The following is a 20,665-nucleotide window of genomic DNA, read 5'->3' on the forward strand; positions in this document are numbered from 1 at the left end:
AATAATAAGCGAGACTTGATCAATGCAAACAGATAAAACCCTGACCGGCGGACAAGCGCTGGTACGTCTGCTAGCCAACTATGGCGTAGACACTGTATTTGGTATTCCCGGCGTGCATACCCTGGAGCTCTATCGCGGCTTACCCGGCAGTAACATTCGTCATGTCTTAACCCGGCACGAACAAGGTGCCGGCTTTATGGCCGACGGCTACGCCCGTGTGACTGGCAAGCCGGGTGTCTGCTTTGTGATCAGCGGACCAGGCGTCACCAACGCCGCCACACCAATTGGCCAGGCCTATGCTGACTCCATTCCGATGCTGGTGATTTCCAGCGTCAACAACAGTGATAGCCTCGGCAAAGGCTGGGGCAGTCTGCACGAAACGCAAGATCAACGGGCGATCACCGCACCGATTACCGCTTTTTCTGCTTTAGCTCTGCACACTGATGATCTACCAGAATTAGTCGCCCGGGCCTTCGCGGTGTTTAATAGCGAACGTCCACGACCCGTGCATATTTCCATTCCTCTGGATGTTATGAGCGCTTTAGTGACTCGTGACTGGAGCGCTGAAGTGCGCCAAGCGCCGAGCCGTGGCCGGCCTTCTGCCGAGGTATTAAATGATGCAGCGCAACGCCTGCAAGCAGCCAAGCGTCCGATGATTATCGCCGGCGGCGGCGCTTTAGCCGCCACTGCAGAAATTCAGCAACTGAGCGAAAAACTTGGTGCGGTAGTTTTCACCAGTGTCGCTGGTAAAGGTATTCTCGCGCCAGCACACCCTCTCAACGCGGGCTCAACACTTTGCCTAGCACCGGGCTGGGAGCTGATCAGCCAAGCCGATGTGGTCTTAGCTGTCGGCACGGAAATGGCCGATACCGATTTCTGGCGCGAGCGCTTACCGATCACTGGCGAGCTGCTGCGCATTGATATTGATTCGCGTAAATTCAATGACTTCTATCCTTGTACGGTTGCGCTACGTGGCGATGCTCAGCAAACTCTAGCGGCGCTCAATGAGCTGTTGCTCGACAGCAACAGCGATCAACAGCTCGCCCAGCAAGCGGTGAGCGATATACGCACAGCGGTCCGCGCTCAACATGAACCTTTACAGCGCGTGCACCAAGCAATTCTTGATGTGGTGGATCAAGTGATGCCGGCCAATACGGTGATCAGTGCGGATATGACGCAACTGGGCTACACCGGTAATTACGCGCTAACATCCCGTGCCGTACGCAGTTGGTTACACCCAACTGGCTACGGCACGCTCGGCTACGCTTTACCCGCGGCGATTGGCGCTAAATTAGGCGCACCGCAGCGTCCAGGCCTAGTCCTGGTGGGTGATGGCGGCTTCTTATACACCGCGCAAGAACTCGCCACCGCCACCGAAGAGCTGGATAGTCCATTGGTGGTTTTACTGTGGAATAACAATGCGCTTGGGCAGATTCGCGACGATATGCTCGATTTAGATATTGAACCGATCGGTGTGTTACCGCGCAACCCTGATTTTCAGTTACTGGGCCAAGCCTTTGGCTGCGTGATGCACAAACCTAACAGCCTCGCTGCGCTTGCTGAAAGCCTGAAAACAGCCTTTGCCTTGCCGGGAGTCTCGCTGGTTGAACTGAACTACATTGATGTGCTCGACGCTGAAAATACCTAGCCATAACCCTCGTCACAAGTTGGCGAGGGCACGCAAACTTATTTCAACAATTGAGCGATTTATCTAGCAGGAGCAATGCGTCTATGCATACCTACAGCGGACTTTTTATCGATGGTGCTTGGTCTCTATCATCAGGCCAAGCCACCAGTAATGTACTTAATCCAGCCACCGAAGAGGTTGTTGGCACAATCCCTTGCGGTAACCTAGAAGATGTTGATCGTGCGGTAAAAGCGGCGCGAAAAGCTTTTCCTGGCTGGTCTCGTACCTCAGCCAGCACGCGCGGCGCCTATATCCAAGCCTTAGTGACTAAACTACGTGAACATAGCCAGCAAATGGCTGCGCTGATTACCGATGAGCTCGGTATGCCCGTACAGTGGTGTCAGAGTATTCAGGTTGAAGGGCCGATCAGCGGCCTCGAAAGCTATATCGCCTTAGCTGAATCCATGGAGCACGTGAGCCAAGTGGGTAATGCACAGGTTTACCGTGAAGCTATCGGCGTCTGTGCCTTTATCAATCCGTGGAACTACCCATTGCACCAACTGATTGGCAAACTCGCACCAGCATTGGCCGCAGGCTGCACGGTAGTGGTCAAACCCAGCCAAGAAACACCATTACATGCATTTTTTCTTGCCGAACTGCTTGAGTCAATCGGTCTACCTGCTGGGGTTTTTAACCTCGTTAGCGGCCCCGGTGCTCTCATTGGTGAAGCGATGGCACGCCATCCCGATGTCGATATGCTGTCATTTACCGGCTCCACTGGTGCAGGGATCAATGTCTCACAAAGCGCCGCAACCACGGTCAAACGCGTCTGTCTTGAGCTCGGTGGTAAGTCGCCACTCTTGATTGCTCCTTCAGCTAATTTAGAGCGCGCGGTACGCCATGGCGTCAACGATATCATGATCAATTCAGGGCAAACCTGTACCGCCTTAAGCCGTATGCTCATTCCAGCCGAGCGCTACGCTGAAGCGCTGGACATTGCCATGGATGAAGTCAGCGGTATGCGCTTGGGCGATCCACAGGATCCACAGACGTTCCTTGGCCCCATGTGCTCCGCTCGGCAGCTACGCACCGTGCGTGAGTATATTGAAGCCGGTCAAGCGGAAGGCGCTCGCCTGCTCACCGATGCTGATGCGGGGCAGCGTTTTGACCGAGGTTACTACCAGAGTCCAGTGCTCTTCGCCGATGTCAATAACCGCATGCGTATCGCTCAGGAAGAAATTTTCGGACCAGTGCTGTGCATGATCCCTTATCAGGGTATCGAGGATGGTATCGCTCAAGCAAACGACTCGCCTTTTGGACTTTCTAGCGCCGTCTGGGCGGGTTCCAGCACTGAAGCCATCACTTTGGGCCGGCAGATTCGTGCCGGACAGTGCTTCCTCAACGGTGCTGATTTTAACTACCAAGCACCTTTTGGTGGCTATAAAGAATCGGGTAATGGTCGCGAATGGGGTGAGCATGGCTTGACTGAGTTTGTCGAAATCAAAGCACTGATGAGCTGAGATGACGCCAACCCTGCGGCAATACAGCAGGGTTGGCGTTCAGGTTTCAAGCCTGTTTTTCGTAAGGGATATCAAAGGCCACAAACAATTTATCAGCGGTAATTTGCTCTAAATTAAACCGCACATTGTTTTCTAGTAGACCAAACAGCTGAGTGAACACTTCAAAAACTTTGCAGTGATCCTCAAAGCCGGTAAAGGGGTTATCAATTTTTTCGGCAATTAAGGGGCTGTCCTGAACCGCATCGTAAACCTGCAGCAAATTAATTTGCTTAGGGTCGCGCGCGAGGGTCAAGCCACCACTGTTGCCTCGATAAGAAATAAGGATACCGGCCTTAACCAACTGTGACACCAGATTACGAACGCGAGTTGGATGCGTTTTTACCCACTTGGCAATGGTATCGGTACTCAAACGTTGCGGGGAGTTAGCTCCCACAAACGAGAGGATATAAGAAGCGGTAATCAAGCGAGTGGACTGGCTCATAATTATTATTGTTCCTCACAAATCTGTAACTATCAGAATAACGAAGTGAGCGCTCTCAGCGCTGTAGCTCATAGCAGCCTAGAGTAATGGCAATGGTTATTGTGCCCATAACAATTAGAAAATGCTCGTACATTCAACTATTTATTTTACAACAGCGTCTGGCATAGCCACGCCGAGAGAGGAAAACCCATGCACAACCTACTGACTCAGCTCACGCAAATACTTGGTACCAGCGGCATTGTTACCGGCAGCGCAGTCGCTGAGCGCATCGGCACCTACTGGCACCCACAACCGATGCAAGCCCTTGCTATTCTACGTCCGGCGAACACCGAGCAGCTCTGCGCCTGCCTAAAACTCTGCCACCAAGTCGGCCAAGTGCTGATTCCTTTGGGAGGCAACACGGGCCTTGCCGAAGCGACAGCCTGTACTGCACAAGACATCATGCTCTCTCTGGAACGCATGCAAGCCATTGAAGACATCGACAGTATTGGTCGTCATGTCACGGTACAAGCCGGTGCTATTCTTGAGCGCGTACAACAGGAAGTGAATAAGCACGACTTGTTGTTCCCTGTCGATCTTGGCGCACGCGGCAGCTGCACTATCGGCGGCATGTTAGCCACCAATGCTGGCGGTTTCGGCGTGCTCTGCCATGGCATGATGCGCGAGCAAGTCCTCGGTTTGGAAGTGGTACTGGCCGACGGCACGCTGATTTCAGCGCTCAATAGTTATCAGAAAAACAACAGCGGTTATGATCTCAAACAGCTATTTATCGGCAGCGAAGGCACCCTAGGAGTTATTACTCGCGCTGTTTTACGTTTGAAACCTTTGCCACGCGCGAACGCCACAGCACTACTCACGGCAAACAGTTTTAGCCAAGTCACCGCATTGCTGCAACACCTCGATCGTCACGGCATGGGCGCGCTCTGCGCGTTTGAGTTGATGTGGAAAAGCTTTTGGGAGATGAATATCGGCGACTACGCTGAGCTCAATCGCTCCTTTACCCAGAGTTATCCGTTCTATGTCCTGGTCGAATTTCAAGGCCAGCACACCGAACAGCTGACTGCGCTATTTGAAGCAACACTCGAGCAGGCCTATGAGCAGGAGTTATTCTGCGATGCCTTGATCGCACAGTCCGAAGCTGAGCGACACACATTTTGGGCAATTCGTGAAGCCTATGAAGCTGAAGAGCGCTACTTCGACCGCACGCAAGGTTTTGATGTCAGCTTAGCGATTCGCGAGATGGATACCTTTGTCAATCTTCTCGACTCGCGCCTGAAGGCGCTCGATCCACGCGCAATACTCTTAGTATTCGGACATCTCGCCGATGGTAATTTGCATCTGACCACTGGTTTTCACCAGCCACTGCCCGATCCGCAACAGGTTGAAGAGATTGTTTATAGCACTCTGGCTGAGTTTAAAGGCGCGGTTTCAGCTGAACATGGCATTGGTCTAGAGAAAAAGCCTTACTTGTCCTATAGCCGCAAACCTGAAGAGATTGACTTGATGCGTCGCCTGAAACACCTGTTGGACCCACAAGGGATACTCAACCCTGGCAAGGTCTTTGACCTGCAACCCAGCTCAACTGAGATACAGCAGACAGCTTTAAATGCGCTGTGTGGCGATCCACAGACATAAGCGTCTTTTAAACTTTCGTCTAAGATCTGATTTTTATCGTAAAAAAAGTATTGTACGGCTTTATTTTAATTGCTAATGTTACTGTGACAGTAACAATTGAATAACAAAGAACTGTCATACGACGTTACTGTCAAGTCGACCCCGTTTTCTATTACAACAACCAAGGGTGCCGCACATGGACAATAAAAACAAAAACAGCAATCCAACAATTTTTCAAGGCGGCACTGACCGTCGTGATTTCCTCAAACTCAGCGCGATGGCTGGAATGATCGGCGCAGTCTGCGCCATGGGTCTGCCCCTCAATAGCTGGGCTGCACAGCCTACGCCGAAAGCAGGTGGCGTACTCAAACTCGGTCTCGCTGGCAGCAGCACCTCAGACTCTCTCGATCCAGGCAGCTGGAGCGATACCTTCACCTTTGTCGGCTTTTCTGCAGTCTACAATACATTAGCTGAAATTGATGTGACAGGGGAAGTAATACCAGAACTGGCTGAATCTTGGGAAGCCTCTCCAGATGCGCGTATCTGGACCTTTAAACTGCGTCCGGGAGTCACCTTCCATAACGGCAAAACTCTGACTACCGAAGATGTGGTTGCCTCGATTCAACATCATCTGGGCGAAAACTCAACATCAGCGGCGAAGACCCTACTCGCTGCCGTGGTCGATGTGCGTACGCAAGGCAGCGATGCGGTGGTCTTTGAGCTGCAATCAGGCAACGCCGACTTCCCCTATATCGTTGCTGATTATCACCTCGCCATTATGCCGAGCGAAGATGGTGTTGCTAACTGGCGTGCAGGTATTGGTACCGGCGGCTATCAAATTAAACAGTTTGAGCCGGGCGTACGTCTCGTCCTTGATCGCAATAAAAACTACTGGAAACCTGGCCGTGCGCACTTCGATTCAGCACTGCTGCTCGGTATTTCTGATGGCGCAGCACGCGTTAATGCGTTAATGACCGGTCAAGTTGACGTAATCAATAAAGTCGACTTAAAAACCGTCGACCTACTTAAGCGTAATCCACGCTTAGTCATTGAAGAAACAAAAGGCTCGCAGCATTACACCTTCCCAATGATCTGCAGCAGTGACGAATTTAAAAATAACCACGTGCGTATGGCGATGAAGTACGGCATTGACCGTGAAGCCATTCTTAAATCAATCCTGCGTGGCTATGGCTCAGTGGGTAATGACCATCCATTGCAACCCAATCACCGCTTTATTAATAAAGATCTTGAACAGCGCCAATATGATCCTGATAAAGCGCGCTTCCACCTGCGTCAGGCTGGGATGGAATCATTCAAGGTCGATCTGCACGCCTCTGATGCCGCTTACTCGGGTGCAGTTGACTCCTCCGTTCTGTTCAAAGAACACGCCCGCAAAGCCAATATTGACCTTAATGTAATTCGCGAACCTGCAGATGGCTTTTTCTCCAACGTCTGGATGAAGCGTCCGCTGACCACCTCGTTCTTTTACAGCAGCCTAACCGCTGACCGTATGTTCAGTCTGGGCTATGCCAACAAGGCCGCTTGGAACGAAACCTACTGGAACAACCCGCGTTTCAATGAGTTATTGCTGCAAGCCCGCGGTGAGCTCAATGATGATTTACGTCGCGAGATGTACAACGAAATGCAGGTGCTCTGCCGTGATGATGGCGGCGCGATCATTCCAGTTTTTGCCAACTCAGTAGCGGCACGCTCAACTCGAGTGACGCACGGTGGAGTCACGGCACCGTACGGCGAATTGGATGGTTTACGCATTATCGAACGCTGGTGGCAGGCCTAAGAGTCTTCTGCTCCTTCGTCGATAACAAGAGGTTAAGTCAATGTCTGTTCTTAAATTACTGGGCCAGCGCATCGCGCTGGGTATCTTTTCGCTGTTTGCGGTTTCAGTGATCGTCTTTCTCGCCGTCGGTATGCTGCCGGGCGATATTGCCGAAGCCATGCTCGGTCAGTCGGCCACACCTGAAACGGTTGCAGCGCTGCGCACGCAATTGGGCATGGATCAAATGCCCCTGCAGCGCTTTATTAGTTGGTTTGGTCAACTGCTACAAGGTGATCTAGGGGTTTCTCTAGCCAACCAACGTCCTATTGCTGACTTAATCTCGACCCGTTTAGGCAACACGCTGTTGTTAGCAGCATTTGCCGCTATCGTCTCAGTTCCCATCGCTCTGACACTGGGCATCCTAACCGCGCTGTACCGTAACTCGTGGTTCGATCGAGTGATGAATACCATGGCTTTAAGCTCGGTATCCTTTCCTGAGTTCTTTGTTGCCTACCTATTGATTTTGCTGTTCTCAATCAAACTTGATTGGCTGCCCAGCATGTCTAATATCTCGCCTGATTCGTCCATCAGCGAAATACTGGTGAGTTCAATTCTACCGGTGATCACTCTAAGTCTCGTGGTTATCGCGCAGATGATGCGCATGACCCGAGCAGCATTAATTAATCTCTTGGCCAGTCCTTATATCGAAATGGCGCGCCTAAAAGGCATACGTCCAGCACGCATTATTTTCCACCATGCCTTACCCAATGCTCTCGCTCCCATTGTCAACGTGGTGGCACTTAACCTCGCGTACCTGGTGGTCGGTGTGGTCGTGGTCGAAGTGGTCTTTGTCTACCCAGGTCTTGGCCAATTGCTGGTCGACTCGGTGGCTAAGCGCGACATCCCTGTGGTGCAGGTCTGCTGTTTGATCTTTGCCATGACCTATATCTCCCTTAACACCTTAGCGGATGTGCTGGCCATTGCCAGTAACCCTCGCTTAATGCACCCAAGAGGTTAAATCATGAAAAAATGTCTGAGATGCCTCTGCCAAGCACCACTGAGCGCAAAAATAGGAATCCTATTAATTATAAGCTACAGCTTTGTCGCGATTTTTGCCCCTTGGTTAGCCCCTTATGGTGAAACTGAAGTCGTGGGCGACGGCTATGCTGCATGGAGTCCAGAGTTCTGGCTGGGCACCGACAACCTAGGACGCGACGTGCTCAGCCGGCTGATTTACGGCGCACGTAACACCATCAGTATCGCGTTTGTCACTACCATCTTGGCCTTCGTCGTCGGTGGGCTGGCTGGTTTAATGGCCGCGATCAAAGGTGGCTGGATCGATCAAGGTCTGTCGCGAGTGGTTGATATCCTGATGGCCATTCCACAGTTGATCTTCGCGCTACTGATTCTCAGTGTCGTTGGCACCAACGCGGTCTCTCTGATCTTAGTGATTGCCCTGCTGGATGCCACTCGCGTGTTTCGCTTATCCCGCGCCGTCGCCATGAACGTCGTGGTGCAAGATTTCGTCGAAGCCGCGCGTCTGCGTGGTGAAGGCTTAGTCTGGCTGATCTGGCGTGAAGTTTTACCCAACACTTTGCCGCCACTAGTGGCTGAGTTTGGTCTGCGCTTCTGCTTCGTCTTCTTGTTTATCAGTGCGTTGTCTTTCTTAGGCTTAGGCATTCAACCGCCGACCGCCGACTGGGGCAGCATGGTGCGCGAAAACGCAGTCATGATCTCCTTTGGTGACTTCACCCCCTTATTGCCTGCCATGGCCGTCGCCTTACTGACGATTGGGGTCAACTTTGTGGTGGATTGGGTGCTGCACAAAACCAGTGGTTTAAAGGGGTAATGACCATGTCAACAGAACAAGAAAAGCATACTGATGTGCTGCTAGAAATACGTAACCTACACCTTGAAGGCTTCTCCGATGAGAAGTGGAAGCCCATCGTTCGCGGTATCGATCTAACCCTGCACCGTGGCGAAGTTCTGGGATTAATAGGTGAGTCCGGTGCGGGTAAATCCACGCTTGGTTTAGCTGCAATGGGCTACACCAAAGATGGTTGCCGTATCACCCAAGGCAGTATTTGCTTCGATGGTATCGACTTAATCAACTGCAGTGCCGATGAACTACGACAGTTGCATGGTTTGCGTATTGCCTATGTCGCACAAAGTGCCGCGGCCTCTTTCAATCCAGCGCACCGTTTAATTGATCAGCATATTGAAACAGCCATTCGTAATGGCGGGATTAAACGCCAACAAGCCAAAGCCGAAGCGGTTGAGCTGTATCGAATTCTCGGTCTACCCGATCCGGAAAATATCGGTCAACGCTACCCACACCAACTCTCTGGTGGTCAACTGCAACGGGCGATGACAGCCATGGCGTTGGCCTGTCACCCAGATCTTATTATTTTTGATGAGCCGACCACGGCGTTGGATGTCACCACGCAAATTGATGTGCTGGCCGCCATTCGTAATGCTGTGTCACGCTTTCATACCGCAGCTATTTATATTACCCACGACCTCGCCGTCGTCGCCCAAATGGCCGACCGCATTATGGTGTTGCGCTACGGACAACTGGCCGAAGAAGCGCCAACCCGCAAGATGCTGAAAGCGCCGGAGAATCCTTACACGCTGTCGCTGTGGGCCGTGCGCTGTTTTAAAAGTGAAGCGAAACCGCGTCCTACTGCCGAAGCACCGCTGCTCGCAATCGAAAATATCTCTGCTAGTTATGGTAAAAACCCAGTCCTGAGTGACGTCTCGATGCAGCTGTTCAAAGGACAAACCCTAGCAGTTATCGGTGAATCCGGCAGTGGTAAAAGCACCACGGCGCGAGTGATCACTGGCTTGCTGCAGCCTGATCAGGGCCAGGTACTCTTTGCTGGAGAAGTGTTACCAAAAGATTTTCGTCAGCGCAGTAAAACCCAGCTGCAACAGATCCAGATGATCTATCAGCACCCAGATACCGCTCTGAATCCGCGCCAGCGCATTAATGAAATTATTGGTCGGCCGCTCGAGTTTTACCTTGGTTTAAAAGGCGCAGCCAAAGAGCAGCGCATTCGCGAACTGCTGAGCATGATCGAACTCGACCCTGAAGAGTTTATGTATCGCCGCCCTAGTGAGCTGTCGGGTGGACAAAAACAGCGCGTCTGTATTGCCCGAGCGCTGGCTGCAGAACCGGAATTAATCATCTGTGATGAAGTCACTTCAGCGCTAGATCAGCTGGTCGCCGAAGGCATCCTCAAGCTGCTGAAACAGGTTCAGGAGCAACTCGGCGTGTCGTATTTATTTATCACCCATGACGTCGCAACGGTACGCGCCATTTCTGATGAAGTGGTGATTATGCAACAGGGCAAAGTTGTCGATTACGGTGCGCGCGAAGCGATCTTTAAGCCGCCGTTCAAGCCCTATACCGACTTGCTGTTTTCATCCGAACCGCAAATGGATCCTGACTGGCTCGACACCCACCTCGCTCGACAGCAGGCGAATTAACGATATCACCCGCTGCCCACGGGCAGCTTAGAGTCCATCTTTGGAGTAAAAACTATGAATGTATTGATTGTCCATGCCCACCCTGAACCAAAGTCATTTACTAGCGCTATGCGTGATCAGGCCGTAACAACTCTAGAAAAACAAGGTCACGCCGTCCAAGTGTCTGATTTATATGCGATGAATTGGAACCCAATCGCCAGCGCTGAAGACTTTAATAACTGCGAAAACCCAGACTATTTGGTGTATGCCCTTGAGCAGCGTCAAGCGGTCAAAAACAAAAGCCTCGCCAGCGATATTCAGCAAGAACTGGACAAATTATTGTGGGCTGACTTGCTGATTCTTAACTTTCCGATTTACTGGTTTTCTGTGCCAGCGATTCTTAAAGGTTGGCTCGATCGCGTTTTGGTCTCTGGCGTCTGTTATGGCGGCAAGCGCTTCTATGATCAAGGCGGTTTACGCGGCAAAAAAGTCTTGGTCAGCCTAACTCTCGGTGGTCGCGAACATATGTTCGGCGAAGACGCCATCCATGGCCCACTTGAAGACATGTTGCGACCATTACTGCGTGGCACTCTCGCTTACACCGGGATGGAAGTGCTGCCGCCCTTTATCGCTTGGCATGTGCCGTATATCAGCCAAGATGCGCGTGAATCTTTTCTCAACGATTTTGCACAACGTCTGGACAATATTGATCAAGACCAAGCGCTAGTGTTCCCTCGCTTGGATCAATTTGACGAGCGTTTATATCCTTTACAGCCGGCTGTGCAGACCAATAACGGCTGATTACTAGGCACATCAACAGAGGTATCTCACTACGAGCACAGACATACACCTTCTATCCACTGCTAATCAATAAAAGTCAGCATTACTACACATCCTGAGAGACGATGACTATGAATAAAAATAAAATTGTCAGCCTAATAGCTTCTCCATTATTTGTTATGCAAGCCGCCTATGCGGCAGATCAAAGCGACAGCGGCTTTATCGCCGACAGCCACTTGTCTGTGTTAAACCGCAACTATTATTACAACAGTGATAATCACAGCGGAGGTAAAGATGGTCGTGAATGGGGGCACAGCATTCTGACTCACTTCACCTCAGGTTATACCGAAGGTTTGGTTGGTTTTGGTTTGGATGCACACGCCTATGCATCCTTTAAGCTGGACTCTGGCCGCGGACGTAATCGTACCGATATGTTCCCACTGCAGAGCAATGGTGATTCACGTGACCAGTCCGGCTCTGCGGGTGGCTCGGTGAAAATGCGCATTTCAAAAAGTGAGCTACATTACGGTAACTTACGTCCTTACAACCCAGTGTTTGCTCTAGCAGATACTCGCCTAACACCTGCAACCGCCACTGGCTTTATGCTGACCAGCAGTGAAATCGACGGCTTAGACTTAGATGCAGGACACTTCACGTCCGGCAAAGATTACAACCAGAGCCACAGTGATGGCGACTTTTATGCCGGTTATGCCGGTGTTAAAGGTGGCAATATCGACTATTTAGGCGGTTCTTACCGTATCAGCGACAACGCTAATGTCACCGCTTATACCTCGCGCTATGAAGACCTCTGGCGTCAGCACTACCTCAACGCCAACTATACGTTTGCCTTGGGCGAGCAGCGCAGCTTAAACCTGGATGCCAACCTCTACCGTACCGATGAGCAAGGACAAGCTTTAGCAGGTGATATCGATGTCACCGCAGGTTCATTGACCGCCGCCTATACCGTTAATGCGCACACCTTCAGCCTCGGCTATCAGAAAATCCATGGCGATCAGCCGCAGGATTACCTGATGATGAGTGGCGGTGGCTTCCAGGATTCGATTTACCTCGGCAACGCTTCACAATATGCCGACTTTAACGGACCCAATGAGCAATCATGGCTGATCGGCTACTCATTAAACCTCGCTTCTTACGGCGTACCCGGCGCCAGCTTCTCGATTCGCCATGTGCGTGGCAGTGATATCGATGGTAGCAAAACAGCAGCAAGCAGCCCTTACGCTTACTACGGCAAAAATGAAAAACACCACACCACCGATCTTGATGCACGCTATGTGGTACAAAGCGGCCCGGCCAAGGATCTGATGGTCCGCGTTCGTCACGCCAGCCACCGCATGACCTCGGGTAAATCAGACATTGATGTTGATCGTTTCCGCGTCGTTGTTGAATACCCTCTGAATATTTTCTAATACACCTTGAGCCTCATACCAGCTCGGCAGGTTGTTGCGAGCTGGTCCCTTCATTCTTCTATGTCGAGAGTCCGATGAACGCTAGTCAGTCAGCCAATATTCTTCTGGAACGGCGCGGCAATATCGCCCTAATTACCCTCAACCGCCCCGCTGCACGCAATGCTTTGGACCTGCAGAGTATGCAGCAATTACTGCAGATCGCCCGCACGCTAGCAGCCGATAGCCAATTGAAAGGCGTGTTATTGCTCGGTCAATCTGGATACTTCTGTGCCGGCGGCGATGTCCACTATTTTCAACAGTTGTGCAGCCTGCCTGAAGCGCAGCGCTTACCACTGTTGCACGATTATATCGCCACAGCGCAAGACGTTATTCGCGTTTTAGCCGCGCTGCCCTGCCCACTGATTGCCTGCGTTGATGGCGCGGCGGCAGGCTTTGGTCTGAGCTTGGCCTGCCTCGCTGATCAAGTCATCACCAGCCAGCGCAGTCGTTTACTACCAGCGTATACCGCCATCGCAGCCAGCCCAGATGGCGGTCTTAGCTATTTACTGACACAGTTAATTGGCGAACGCCGCGCTTTACAGTGGATACTGCACAATCACCCCATGCCTTTAGAGCAAGCGCTGGAGTGGGGCTTAATTAGCGAATTGCAGAGCAATGAAGATTTTACACAACGGCTTGACGCTCTGATTCAGACACTGGCAGCATCGCCAGCCTGTGCCTTTCGCAACAGCAAACGTCTGATTAAACACACATCACTTAGCGCGTTAGATAGACAATTGACCGAGGAACTACAGGCCTTTATAAATAGTGCCATGCATCCTGATTTTGCTGAAGGCATCGCTGCTTTCTCAGAGAAACGAGCAGCGTCATTTGCTCAATAGCTTAATGCTTTGAGCTCAAGCATTAAGCTGAGCTGCCTCTGATTGACAGAGGCGTTGGTAACCTCCCGCAAGTAAACCATCGACCCACGCCTCACAAATCAGCACCCCTTGCGCAGGGGTAAAGGTTTCAGGATCGAGACCATGCTCCAACCATAAGCCATCGATGAGCGCTGTCAGACTGATGGCTGCCAGCTGATAATTAAACTGCTGCCAGCCTTGCTCCAGGGCTAATTGCTCAAGCACCTGTTCTAGAATCGAACGGTACTCTTTGTAGGATTTATCATGTGCTTCACGAATAGTGTCTGCGGTTTTCACCGCTCCCCAAAACGCGAGCCACGCTTCAAGTAGAAAGGTATTCAATAGTTTTTCTGAAAAAGACGCTTGAAAGAAGGCCGATAGCTGGGTGCGTACCCCTTCGCCAACATTTTCAGCCATCGCAACACGCAGCTGCCCCATCACTTTGCGCGTAATGGTTTGGTACGCTTCAGCCACCAGCGCATCCTTACCTGAATAGTGATGGCTGATTAAGCCTGGTGAAACACCGGCCTGCGCACAAATCTTCCGTACAGACATACCTTGGAAACCATGCTGTTTAAGGCAGGTCAAAGTTGCATTAACCAAATGTGCCTTACGCACCTCAGGATCCATTCGCGTGAAGTTCACTTGTGGAGCTACTTTCATGTTCGCCAAGTCCTTGTTAATGGCTCTAAAGTCGACCTACAGTTTATTTTTATTTAATGTAAATACTAAAAATACAGCGCTCAATGAGCGGCTTAATCTGTGTCGTAAGTATAGCGTGATTACTCCCTCGTTGTTGGTCATTGATCAGGTGCGGCAAGACACTCTGACTATTAAATACGGGGCAATTATGATTTACAGACCGAGTCAGCAGCAGACGCCCGCTGTCCCGTAATGATCGGTGATCATGGCTTTTTATTATGCTGTCAGGGATTCACACGTTATCTCTTCGATTAAAATCAATAACCAATCGTCGTAAAGGTTGATCAAATACGTATGGATAGTCTAAAGCCTACGATATAATTAATGGTTATTAGCGATATTCGCCTGCTTTTGGCTCTTTTAGTCAATTTTTAAGCGCTGCTAGTTCAGACAATAGCGCCTGCAGACAAGTCGAATTAAACGTTATATAAAATAAAACTTAAGCATCAGTTCTATAGATAAAACATTAGTTTTGAGCAGCCCTACTTGCGCAGGTAACTGTTTGCTAGGACCACATTTGCTAAGAGAGTCAGCATGCTAACGAGCAATCTTTCCCATCACCGAACGTGGAAACGCATCGGTTTAACTTGGTTGTTTTTTTTAGCCCTTTTGATCACTTACTGGTTACGTTTAGACGCTTTTCATCAAAACGAAATCAACGAAGTCGAGCAAAATGCCAAGTTACGCGCCAGCCAAACGGCTCATGCACTGAGCATGCAAGCACGCTCGCAACTGTTAAGTATTAAGTTTGTTCTTGAACACTTGGCTGAGCACTGGTTCGAGCAAGATAAAACCATGTTTACCCAGCTGATTAAACTGACCAAACAAGGTGTTTTGAAAAACTCGCTGGATCTCATTCTTGTCAGAGACGCTGAGGGCCGTGTGCTGTTTAACAGCCATACGCCACTTGAACAGCCAATACCTAAACTCTCTAAGGCCGAGCGGGATCATTTTCAGCAACTCACTCAAAAAAACCAACCGATTTTTTCGATCAGCGAACCAATACATAATGAGATAACTCAGCGTTGGACGATACAATTTAATCATCGACTTGAGGTTAACGGACAGTTTGCTGGAACAATTACTGCTTCGGTACCTGGCGAATACCTGGCCGACGCATTTAGGCAGATTTATCCGACCAAGGACGACGTGGTCATGCTTACTCTAAATAATGGGCAATACCTTGCACGCACTTATAAGCTCGAAGAATCACTGCATAATAAAATACCGACTGAGATTGAGTTTATTCAGCGACCCGATAAGAGCAATGGTAACTACACTGCAATAGCGCCTCTCGATGGAGTCGAACGTATCTATGCTTGGCACCGTCTTCCAGACTTTCCTATTGTGCTTAATTTAGGCTTAGGGAAAGAAAAAGTGTTGAGCCCTGTATTGCTGTCAATTCAGCAAAGCAGGATACAAAACCTTATAGGTAGCATCCTGCTATTGCTAGCTGCGCTTTGGATTACTCGTTTGGTATGTCTTCAATCTCAGCAAAATAACTCTCTACTACAAGCTCAAGAACGCATAGCGGCACTCCTCAATCGTATTTCCTTCGGCGTTTTGATTGAAGACGAAAACAACTTTATTATCACTGCCAATGAAGCGTTGTGCTCGCTGCTTAACCTTGATGCAGAACCCTCGCACTTGACTGGATTACATCACAGCCAATTTCTAAGTGCTCTAAAACAGGAACAGAAACTGTGGCTACAGATGTCACCCAACACTATAGAGAAGCGCAAACTCGCTGAGGTTGAGGACAGTGCCGGTCATATTTTTGAAATTGATTGGGTTCCGATTCAACGTGGCCATAGTTATTTAGGTCATGTGTGGTTTATTCAAAATATAAGCTCACGCAAACAAAAGGAACAAGAACTGTTCACTTTAGCAACCACAGATACGCTCACCGGGTTGCACAACCGTCGCAGCTTTTTGGATATTTTGCATCAGCAAATCAAGCTTAGTCAGTCACATGCTCCAGGTGCTTTATTGATGATCGATATTGATCACTTTAAGCAGGTCAACGATACCTACGGTCATCCAACTGGCGACCGGGTTATCCAACATGTTACGCGCGCTATACACGATAGCCTGCGGCACGATGATTTTAGCGGCCGTTTGGGCGGAGAAGAGTTTGCAGCGCTGCTGCCCAAAGTAAATCTGCAGCAAGCCTTGCAACTGGCCGAACGTATCCGTGAGCGCATAGCGACAACCCCAACAGTCACCGAAGTAGCAACCATCTACGTCACCATTAGTATTGGCGTGGTATTGCTGTATGGACAAGACGAAACACGCGTACGAGAACAAGCGGATAAAGCGCTATATCAAGCCAAGAACTCGGGTCGTAATCGAGTCTGTAGTGCTGAAGAGATGACGATCAATATGCCTGATGTGTAGGTATTTCAGATGAAAAAATCAGATAAAAGCTGTTGTTGGCTCTCGACTGACTAGGGCTCTAACAAAAATGGCGCGCAATTATTCCAGCGCCATTTCTATACACACGACTCATTAACGACTAGATGGCTATCTTGTTGGATTTTTTCGTACAGAAAGACAAATTCAAAAAATGCTCAAGCGAGTCGTCAAGAATATCCAACCAAGGCTCAGGCAACTCAGGTGCCAAAGTGCCGGTTAAAGTCGAGCGGTAGGCCTTTTCTCTAAAGGTCATAATCCCAGCGTGCTTATCTTTTTGCCACTGCTTTAGAATATCGCCCTGTTTCTCTACGGCAAACTCGGGGTAATCCGTGGCATTGTTTAAATCACGAATATACTTGGCCTGAAAGTCGATATCACCACACACATCACTGACGCACTCATATTCAGCCAACCATTTTTGCTCGTCTGTTTGGCGCGCAGCTAAAGCAGGCAAAGTAATTTTACCGAGAATAACATCGCGCGCATACCAAGCTTGGGCATCAAACATATTGAAGGTGAAATACTGATCCTGCATACCTAAATAAATCAACTGTGGATTGGGCTGCCAGAAAACACCTTTATACAAATTCTCTGGGTATAAACAGTTATGCGTTTGTAAACGCAGCTCATCAGGCAGGAAGGGGAAGTGGAATAAATAGCCGGTACACATAATCACTGCATCAAAGCGCTGACTGCTGCCGTCAGAAAAACAGGCAACATCACCCTCAAAACGCGTAATAACCGGTACTTCTTTAATACTGTCAGGCCAGTCGTAACCCAGCGGCTGACTGCGATAGCTGATCGTGACCGATTTAGTGCCGTACTTATAGCACTGAGTACCAATATCTTCTGCAGAGTAACTACCACCCACCAGCAGAATATCTTTATCTTTAAACTCGAGGGCATCACGGAAATCATGTGCATGCATCACACGCCCCGGAAACTCTTCCAAACCTTCAAAATACGGCATATTTGGCGTAGAGAAGTGGCCCGTCGCAACAACGACATAATCAAACTCATCGGTCTCTTGCTCACCGGTTTTATGGTTCATCACCGTAACGGTAAACATCTTGCTCTCTTCGTCAAAAGTCACCCAACGCACGGGACACTCAAAACGGATGTATTTGCGGATATCCTGCTGATTGATGCGGCCCATGATGTAATCTTTAAGCACTTCACGCGGCGGATAAGACGGGATGGGCTGACCAAAATGTTCTTCAAAAGAATAGTCGGCAAACTCTAGACATTCTTTTGGTCCATTTGACCAGAGATAGCGGTACATACTGCCGTGGACTGGCTCACCGTTTCGATCTAACCCTGTACGCCATGTGTAATTCCACATGCCACCAATATCATTTTGTTTTTCATAACACACAATCTCTGGCAGATCCTTAACCCCCGCTAAACGCGCTGCTTCGAACGCACGTAACTGAGCCAAACCACTGGGACCTGCACCTAAAATAGCTATTTTTTTCTTAGTCAAAAGATACTCACATAAAAATAATCGCTTATAACTATAACACTTTTTAACTATTGGTGTTTTTATGACTAAATAGTCGAAAACTTCCCGCACCACAATTTGCTGCAAACAAAGCAGCCATACAAAATGACACCATAGGTATCGCGACGTAAGGACTCGATGGTGGGCTGAGTGGACACTTCGATTTCAATTAACCAGCCAGAATAGATCAAGGCGGCCATTGCTACTGCAGAGCGAACGAGCAGATGCGGCTATGTTTCAGTACCGCATTTCGGTAACCAACATACTATAACAACCGTTAGTCGCTTACACTTTACGCCATACAGCAGCAACACTGTCTGCACTGCAGATCAACTATTACGCGTATAGCAATGAGGTACGATACATATAGAAGTGACTGACCTGCTACAGTGCAGCAAGTCAGTCAGATGTCATTTTTAATGTAAGTCAGCCAGCTTTACATCTTTCATTTGCAACGCCTGGGCAACGTCATACATCGCTTGATTTAGAATCTTATGCGTGACTTTATCTTTTTCATAACCAGCACTGGCATTGATATCAATCATCACCTGATTATGCAGTTTGTTAGAGAGGGCTTTATCAAACAGATAGCCACTCCAGAAAGCACCATCCGGTGCCACGCCAGCTTCTACCAGTGTTTTCGCTAACTCTACGCCGGAAAGATCAGCCGGTTCTGGCATAATAACTCCCGCTTCACTCGCACGTTTAAGTCCGAATCCGATAGCCATATCCATGCCGCCAATAAAAGTATTAACCTCCTCTTCGCCGTATTGCTTGGTCAGCTTGGCTACTTCTGCGTTGACCGTTTCCTCGCCCAACATGGAAACTAAGGCGTTAGCAAAACTAAAGCTTTCAGCACCTCCGCCCGCTTTAACCAATGCGGCGGTGACAGCTAATGCCGGCTCACCAGTATAGATAGGACCGCCAAACATATTGATCGCTGCTTGCTCATGTTTAACATCCGCCGAATCAACAGATTCAGCCAACACAGGTCCGACAGCAAAAGCAGCCATTGCGGCTGCTAAAAATAGAGTTGTAGTTTTCATTGTTATTCTCCTTTCGGTTTTTAGAATAGTGGAATAATGCGCCAGCTCAGCCAGCCTTAATCATTCCCCTACAATGGAGTTCAGTCATTACATGCAAGGTGACGGCATCACAGCGCTTTCCTGCAAACTCAAAAGCAGTAAACGTATGCTTATCAAATTGCTGAAGTAGGTCATTGCGTAACATTTCGCGCGCTCGTGAGAGGCGTTTCTTAACCGCAGATTCGGTAACCTGCAAACAAAAAGCACTGTCTATAACTGACATGCCCTCGACCGCACGCAACATAAAAACACTGCGATACATTTCTGGTAAGCGCTCAATCGCAGCGTCTAAAAGAGACTTTATTTCTTGTTGGCTAGCCGCTATTTCTGGGGTTATATGATCAACTGCAGATGACACGGCCTGTTTCTCCTCAGGTTGCAAGCCGTGAAGAAAAATAACCTTCTCATCCAGTGAAACGTCAGGGCGCTGTCGGCGTTTGCTGCTAATGGCCTGATTGATGACAATCCGAGTTAACCAAGTCTTCAGTGATGCACGACTTTGATAAGAATCCAGATGTATAAATGCACTCAAGTACGCGTCTTGCACGGCTTCTTGTGCTAGATGCTCATTATTAAGAACACCTCTTGCCGCACGAAATAGCGAACTATTATGGCGTCGAACAATCAGTTCAAAAGCGGCGCCATCACCCAAACGAGCGTGCTCTAGCAAACTCACATCGGTCAAATCAGCGCGTGATATTTTTGCTTCAACGTTTGAGTGATTCATATAGAAACTCTCTAATAAGTTTTTGCTTTTCACACTATTAGACGTGTCAAATCAAAATTGGTGACACTATCTTTAACACGATATTCAGATTGATAAGAGTTGATTAACCCCGACACGTCTTCTCGTCAACCCTAACAGGTGAAATATGAGCATAGGTTATCGTTATCAACGATGAATTTAAGCAAGAAACAGCCAGCTAAGTGACAGCCAACGACTCTACTGTTGCAGAGGTTGCAACGCACTGACGCCTCAGTCATAAGAGGCGCTATAACAGGATTAAGATGTTTTCCAAATCAACGAAGAAAAGCGATTGCAGACTGAGATGTAAGACAGCGCTTGTGACAGTTGCATAAAAACTGCAATAAAAGGGAGTGCTGCTCTTGCGAGACAACTGTCAAAAAAGTGTAGAGAGGTGTGATTGATCTTCAAGAAATGGCGCACCAGGCGGGATTCGAACCCACGACCCCTGCCTTCGGAGGGCAGTACTCTATCCAGCTGAGCTACTGGTGCACGCGGCCGTCATGATACGCATGTGCTTCGCATTCGTCCATGCTATTGCACGCTAGAAGATGCATATTGCTATGTGTCTTCGATAGGCTCTTAGTATTCACGTATCAGTACTAGCTTAACTTGTATTTATTG

Annotated in this window: 16 protein-coding genes and 1 tRNA gene; 11 read left to right on the forward strand and 6 right to left on the reverse strand. The window is 49.2% G+C overall.

The features are described 5' to 3' along the window. The first annotated feature begins 22 nt into the window (after window positions 1-22). Both JYJ62_RS09580 and JYJ62_RS09585 read left to right on the forward strand, forming a co-directional pair. The gene (locus JYJ62_RS09580; protein WP_205341985.1) at window positions 23-1,648 is read left to right on the forward strand and encodes a 5-guanidino-2-oxopentanoate decarboxylase; all 1,626 of its coding nucleotides are present in this window, start codon (window positions 23-25) and stop codon (window positions 1,646-1,648) included. Window positions 1,649-1,731: 83 nt separating this feature from the next. Then, a complete protein-coding gene (locus JYJ62_RS09585) occupies window positions 1,732-3,147 on the forward strand; it encodes an aldehyde dehydrogenase family protein (protein WP_205341986.1) in 1,416 nt (471 codons plus the stop codon). 46 nt (window positions 3,148-3,193) lie between these two features. On the opposite strand, the gene JYJ62_RS09590 is transcribed toward JYJ62_RS09585, so the two are convergent. Beyond that, window positions 3,194-3,628, reverse strand: coding sequence for an Rrf2 family transcriptional regulator (locus JYJ62_RS09590; protein ID WP_205341987.1), 435 nt, complete (start codon window positions 3,626-3,628; stop codon window positions 3,194-3,196). A gap of 189 nt (window positions 3,629-3,817) precedes the next feature. Here JYJ62_RS09590 and JYJ62_RS09595 point away from each other — a divergent pair, with 189 nt between their 5' ends. The 8 genes from JYJ62_RS09595 to JYJ62_RS09630 all read left to right on the forward strand — a co-directional run bounded on the left by JYJ62_RS09595 (window position 3,818) and on the right by JYJ62_RS09630 (window position 13,575). Next, window positions 3,818-5,263 (forward strand): FAD-binding oxidoreductase, encoded by a 1,446-nt coding sequence (locus JYJ62_RS09595; protein ID WP_205341988.1) that lies wholly within the window; start codon window positions 3,818-3,820, stop codon window positions 5,261-5,263. A 175-nt stretch (window positions 5,264-5,438) separates the two neighbouring features. Then, window positions 5,439-7,040 carry an ABC transporter substrate-binding protein gene (locus tag JYJ62_RS09600; RefSeq protein ID WP_205341989.1) on the forward strand — a complete coding sequence of 534 codons (1,602 nt, stop codon included), beginning with the start codon at window positions 5,439-5,441 and terminating at the stop codon, window positions 7,038-7,040. Window positions 7,041-7,080: 40 nt separating this feature from the next. Then, window positions 7,081-8,037, forward strand: a complete 957-nt coding sequence (locus JYJ62_RS09605) for an ABC transporter permease (RefSeq protein WP_205341990.1) — start codon at window positions 7,081-7,083, stop codon at window positions 8,035-8,037. A gap of 3 nt (window positions 8,038-8,040) precedes the next feature. Further along, entirely contained in the window at window positions 8,041-8,868 is an 828-nt protein-coding gene (locus tag JYJ62_RS09610) for an ABC transporter permease (protein ID WP_205341991.1), read from the forward strand. Window positions 8,869-8,873: 5 nt separating this feature from the next. Next, window positions 8,874-10,508 carry an ABC transporter ATP-binding protein gene (locus JYJ62_RS09615; protein ID WP_205341992.1) on the forward strand — a complete coding sequence of 545 codons (1,635 nt, stop codon included), beginning with the start codon at window positions 8,874-8,876 and terminating at the stop codon, window positions 10,506-10,508. Window positions 10,509-10,562: 54 nt separating this feature from the next. Beyond that, window positions 10,563-11,288, forward strand: a complete 726-nt coding sequence (locus JYJ62_RS09620; RefSeq protein WP_205341993.1) for an NAD(P)H-dependent oxidoreductase — start codon at window positions 10,563-10,565, stop codon at window positions 11,286-11,288. Window positions 11,289-11,392: 104 nt separating this feature from the next. Beyond that, window positions 11,393-12,694 carry an OprD family porin gene (locus JYJ62_RS09625; protein WP_205341994.1) on the forward strand — a complete coding sequence of 434 codons (1,302 nt, stop codon included), beginning with the start codon at window positions 11,393-11,395 and terminating at the stop codon, window positions 12,692-12,694. Between the two features lie 74 nt (window positions 12,695-12,768). Then, window positions 12,769-13,575, forward strand: coding sequence for an enoyl-CoA hydratase/isomerase family protein (locus JYJ62_RS09630; RefSeq protein ID WP_205341995.1), 807 nt, complete (start codon window positions 12,769-12,771; stop codon window positions 13,573-13,575). A gap of 15 nt (window positions 13,576-13,590) precedes the next feature. Here JYJ62_RS09630 and JYJ62_RS09635 read toward each other — a convergent pair whose 3' ends face one another. Next, a complete protein-coding gene (locus JYJ62_RS09635; protein ID WP_205341996.1) occupies window positions 13,591-14,256 on the reverse strand; it encodes a TetR family transcriptional regulator C-terminal domain-containing protein in 666 nt (221 codons plus the stop codon). Window positions 14,257-14,829: 573 nt separating this feature from the next. On the opposite strand from JYJ62_RS09635, the gene JYJ62_RS09640 reads away from it, so the two are divergent. Beyond that, complete coding sequence (locus JYJ62_RS09640) at window positions 14,830-16,692, forward strand: diguanylate cyclase (protein WP_205341997.1); 1,863 nt, start codon at window positions 14,830-14,832, stop codon at window positions 16,690-16,692. A gap of 118 nt (window positions 16,693-16,810) precedes the next feature. Here the strand turns inward: JYJ62_RS09640 and JYJ62_RS09645 are convergent, their stop codons facing one another. The 4 genes from JYJ62_RS09645 to JYJ62_RS09660 all read right to left on the reverse strand — a co-directional run bounded on the left by JYJ62_RS09645 (window position 16,811) and on the right by JYJ62_RS09660 (window position 20,533). Next, window positions 16,811-18,193 (reverse strand): NAD(P)-binding domain-containing protein, encoded by a 1,383-nt coding sequence (locus JYJ62_RS09645; protein ID WP_205341998.1) that lies wholly within the window; start codon window positions 18,191-18,193, stop codon window positions 16,811-16,813. Window positions 18,194-18,627: 434 nt separating this feature from the next. Further along, a complete protein-coding gene (locus tag JYJ62_RS09650; protein ID WP_205341999.1) occupies window positions 18,628-19,257 on the reverse strand; it encodes a hypothetical protein in 630 nt (209 codons plus the stop codon). A 46-nt stretch (window positions 19,258-19,303) separates the two neighbouring features. Next, a complete protein-coding gene (locus JYJ62_RS09655; protein ID WP_205342000.1) occupies window positions 19,304-20,023 on the reverse strand; it encodes an RNA polymerase sigma factor in 720 nt (239 codons plus the stop codon). 433 nt (window positions 20,024-20,456) lie between these two features. Next, window positions 20,457-20,533, reverse strand: a tRNA-Arg gene (locus tag JYJ62_RS09660). Between the last annotated feature and the right edge of the window lie 132 nt (window positions 20,534-20,665).

Origin of the sequence: Denitrificimonas caeni, assembly GCF_905120345.1 — a bacterium.
GTDB lineage: Bacteria > Pseudomonadota > Gammaproteobacteria > Pseudomonadales > Pseudomonadaceae > Denitrificimonas > Denitrificimonas caeni_A.

Coding starts and splice junctions, on each gene's coding strand:
- JYJ62_RS09620 (WP_205341993.1), top strand. CDS start 10,563: ATGAATGTATTGATTGTCCATGCCCACCCTGAACCAAAGTCATTTACT.
- JYJ62_RS09600 (WP_205341989.1), top strand. CDS start 5,439: ATGGACAATAAAAACAAAAACAGCAATCCAACAATTTTTCAAGGCGGC.
- JYJ62_RS09590 (WP_205341987.1), bottom strand. CDS start 3,628: ATGAGCCAGTCCACTCGCTTGATTACCGCTTCTTATATCCTCTCGTTT.
- JYJ62_RS09595 (WP_205341988.1), top strand. CDS start 3,818: ATGCACAACCTACTGACTCAGCTCACGCAAATACTTGGTACCAGCGGC.
- JYJ62_RS09605 (WP_205341990.1), top strand. CDS start 7,081: ATGTCTGTTCTTAAATTACTGGGCCAGCGCATCGCGCTGGGTATCTTT.
- JYJ62_RS09655 (WP_205342000.1), bottom strand. CDS start 20,023: ATGAATCACTCAAACGTTGAAGCAAAAATATCACGCGCTGATTTGACC.
- JYJ62_RS09640 (WP_205341997.1), top strand. CDS start 14,830: ATGCTAACGAGCAATCTTTCCCATCACCGAACGTGGAAACGCATCGGT.
- JYJ62_RS09585 (WP_205341986.1), top strand. CDS start 1,732: ATGCATACCTACAGCGGACTTTTTATCGATGGTGCTTGGTCTCTATCA.
- JYJ62_RS09610 (WP_205341991.1), top strand. CDS start 8,041: ATGAAAAAATGTCTGAGATGCCTCTGCCAAGCACCACTGAGCGCAAAA.
- JYJ62_RS09580 (WP_205341985.1), top strand. CDS start 23: ATGCAAACAGATAAAACCCTGACCGGCGGACAAGCGCTGGTACGTCTG.
- JYJ62_RS09625 (WP_205341994.1), top strand. CDS start 11,393: ATGACTATGAATAAAAATAAAATTGTCAGCCTAATAGCTTCTCCATTA.
- JYJ62_RS09635 (WP_205341996.1), bottom strand. CDS start 14,256: ATGAAAGTAGCTCCACAAGTGAACTTCACGCGAATGGATCCTGAGGTG.
- JYJ62_RS09630 (WP_205341995.1), top strand. CDS start 12,769: ATGAACGCTAGTCAGTCAGCCAATATTCTTCTGGAACGGCGCGGCAAT.
- JYJ62_RS09615 (WP_205341992.1), top strand. CDS start 8,874: ATGTCAACAGAACAAGAAAAGCATACTGATGTGCTGCTAGAAATACGT.
- JYJ62_RS09650 (WP_205341999.1), bottom strand. CDS start 19,257: ATGAAAACTACAACTCTATTTTTAGCAGCCGCAATGGCTGCTTTTGCT.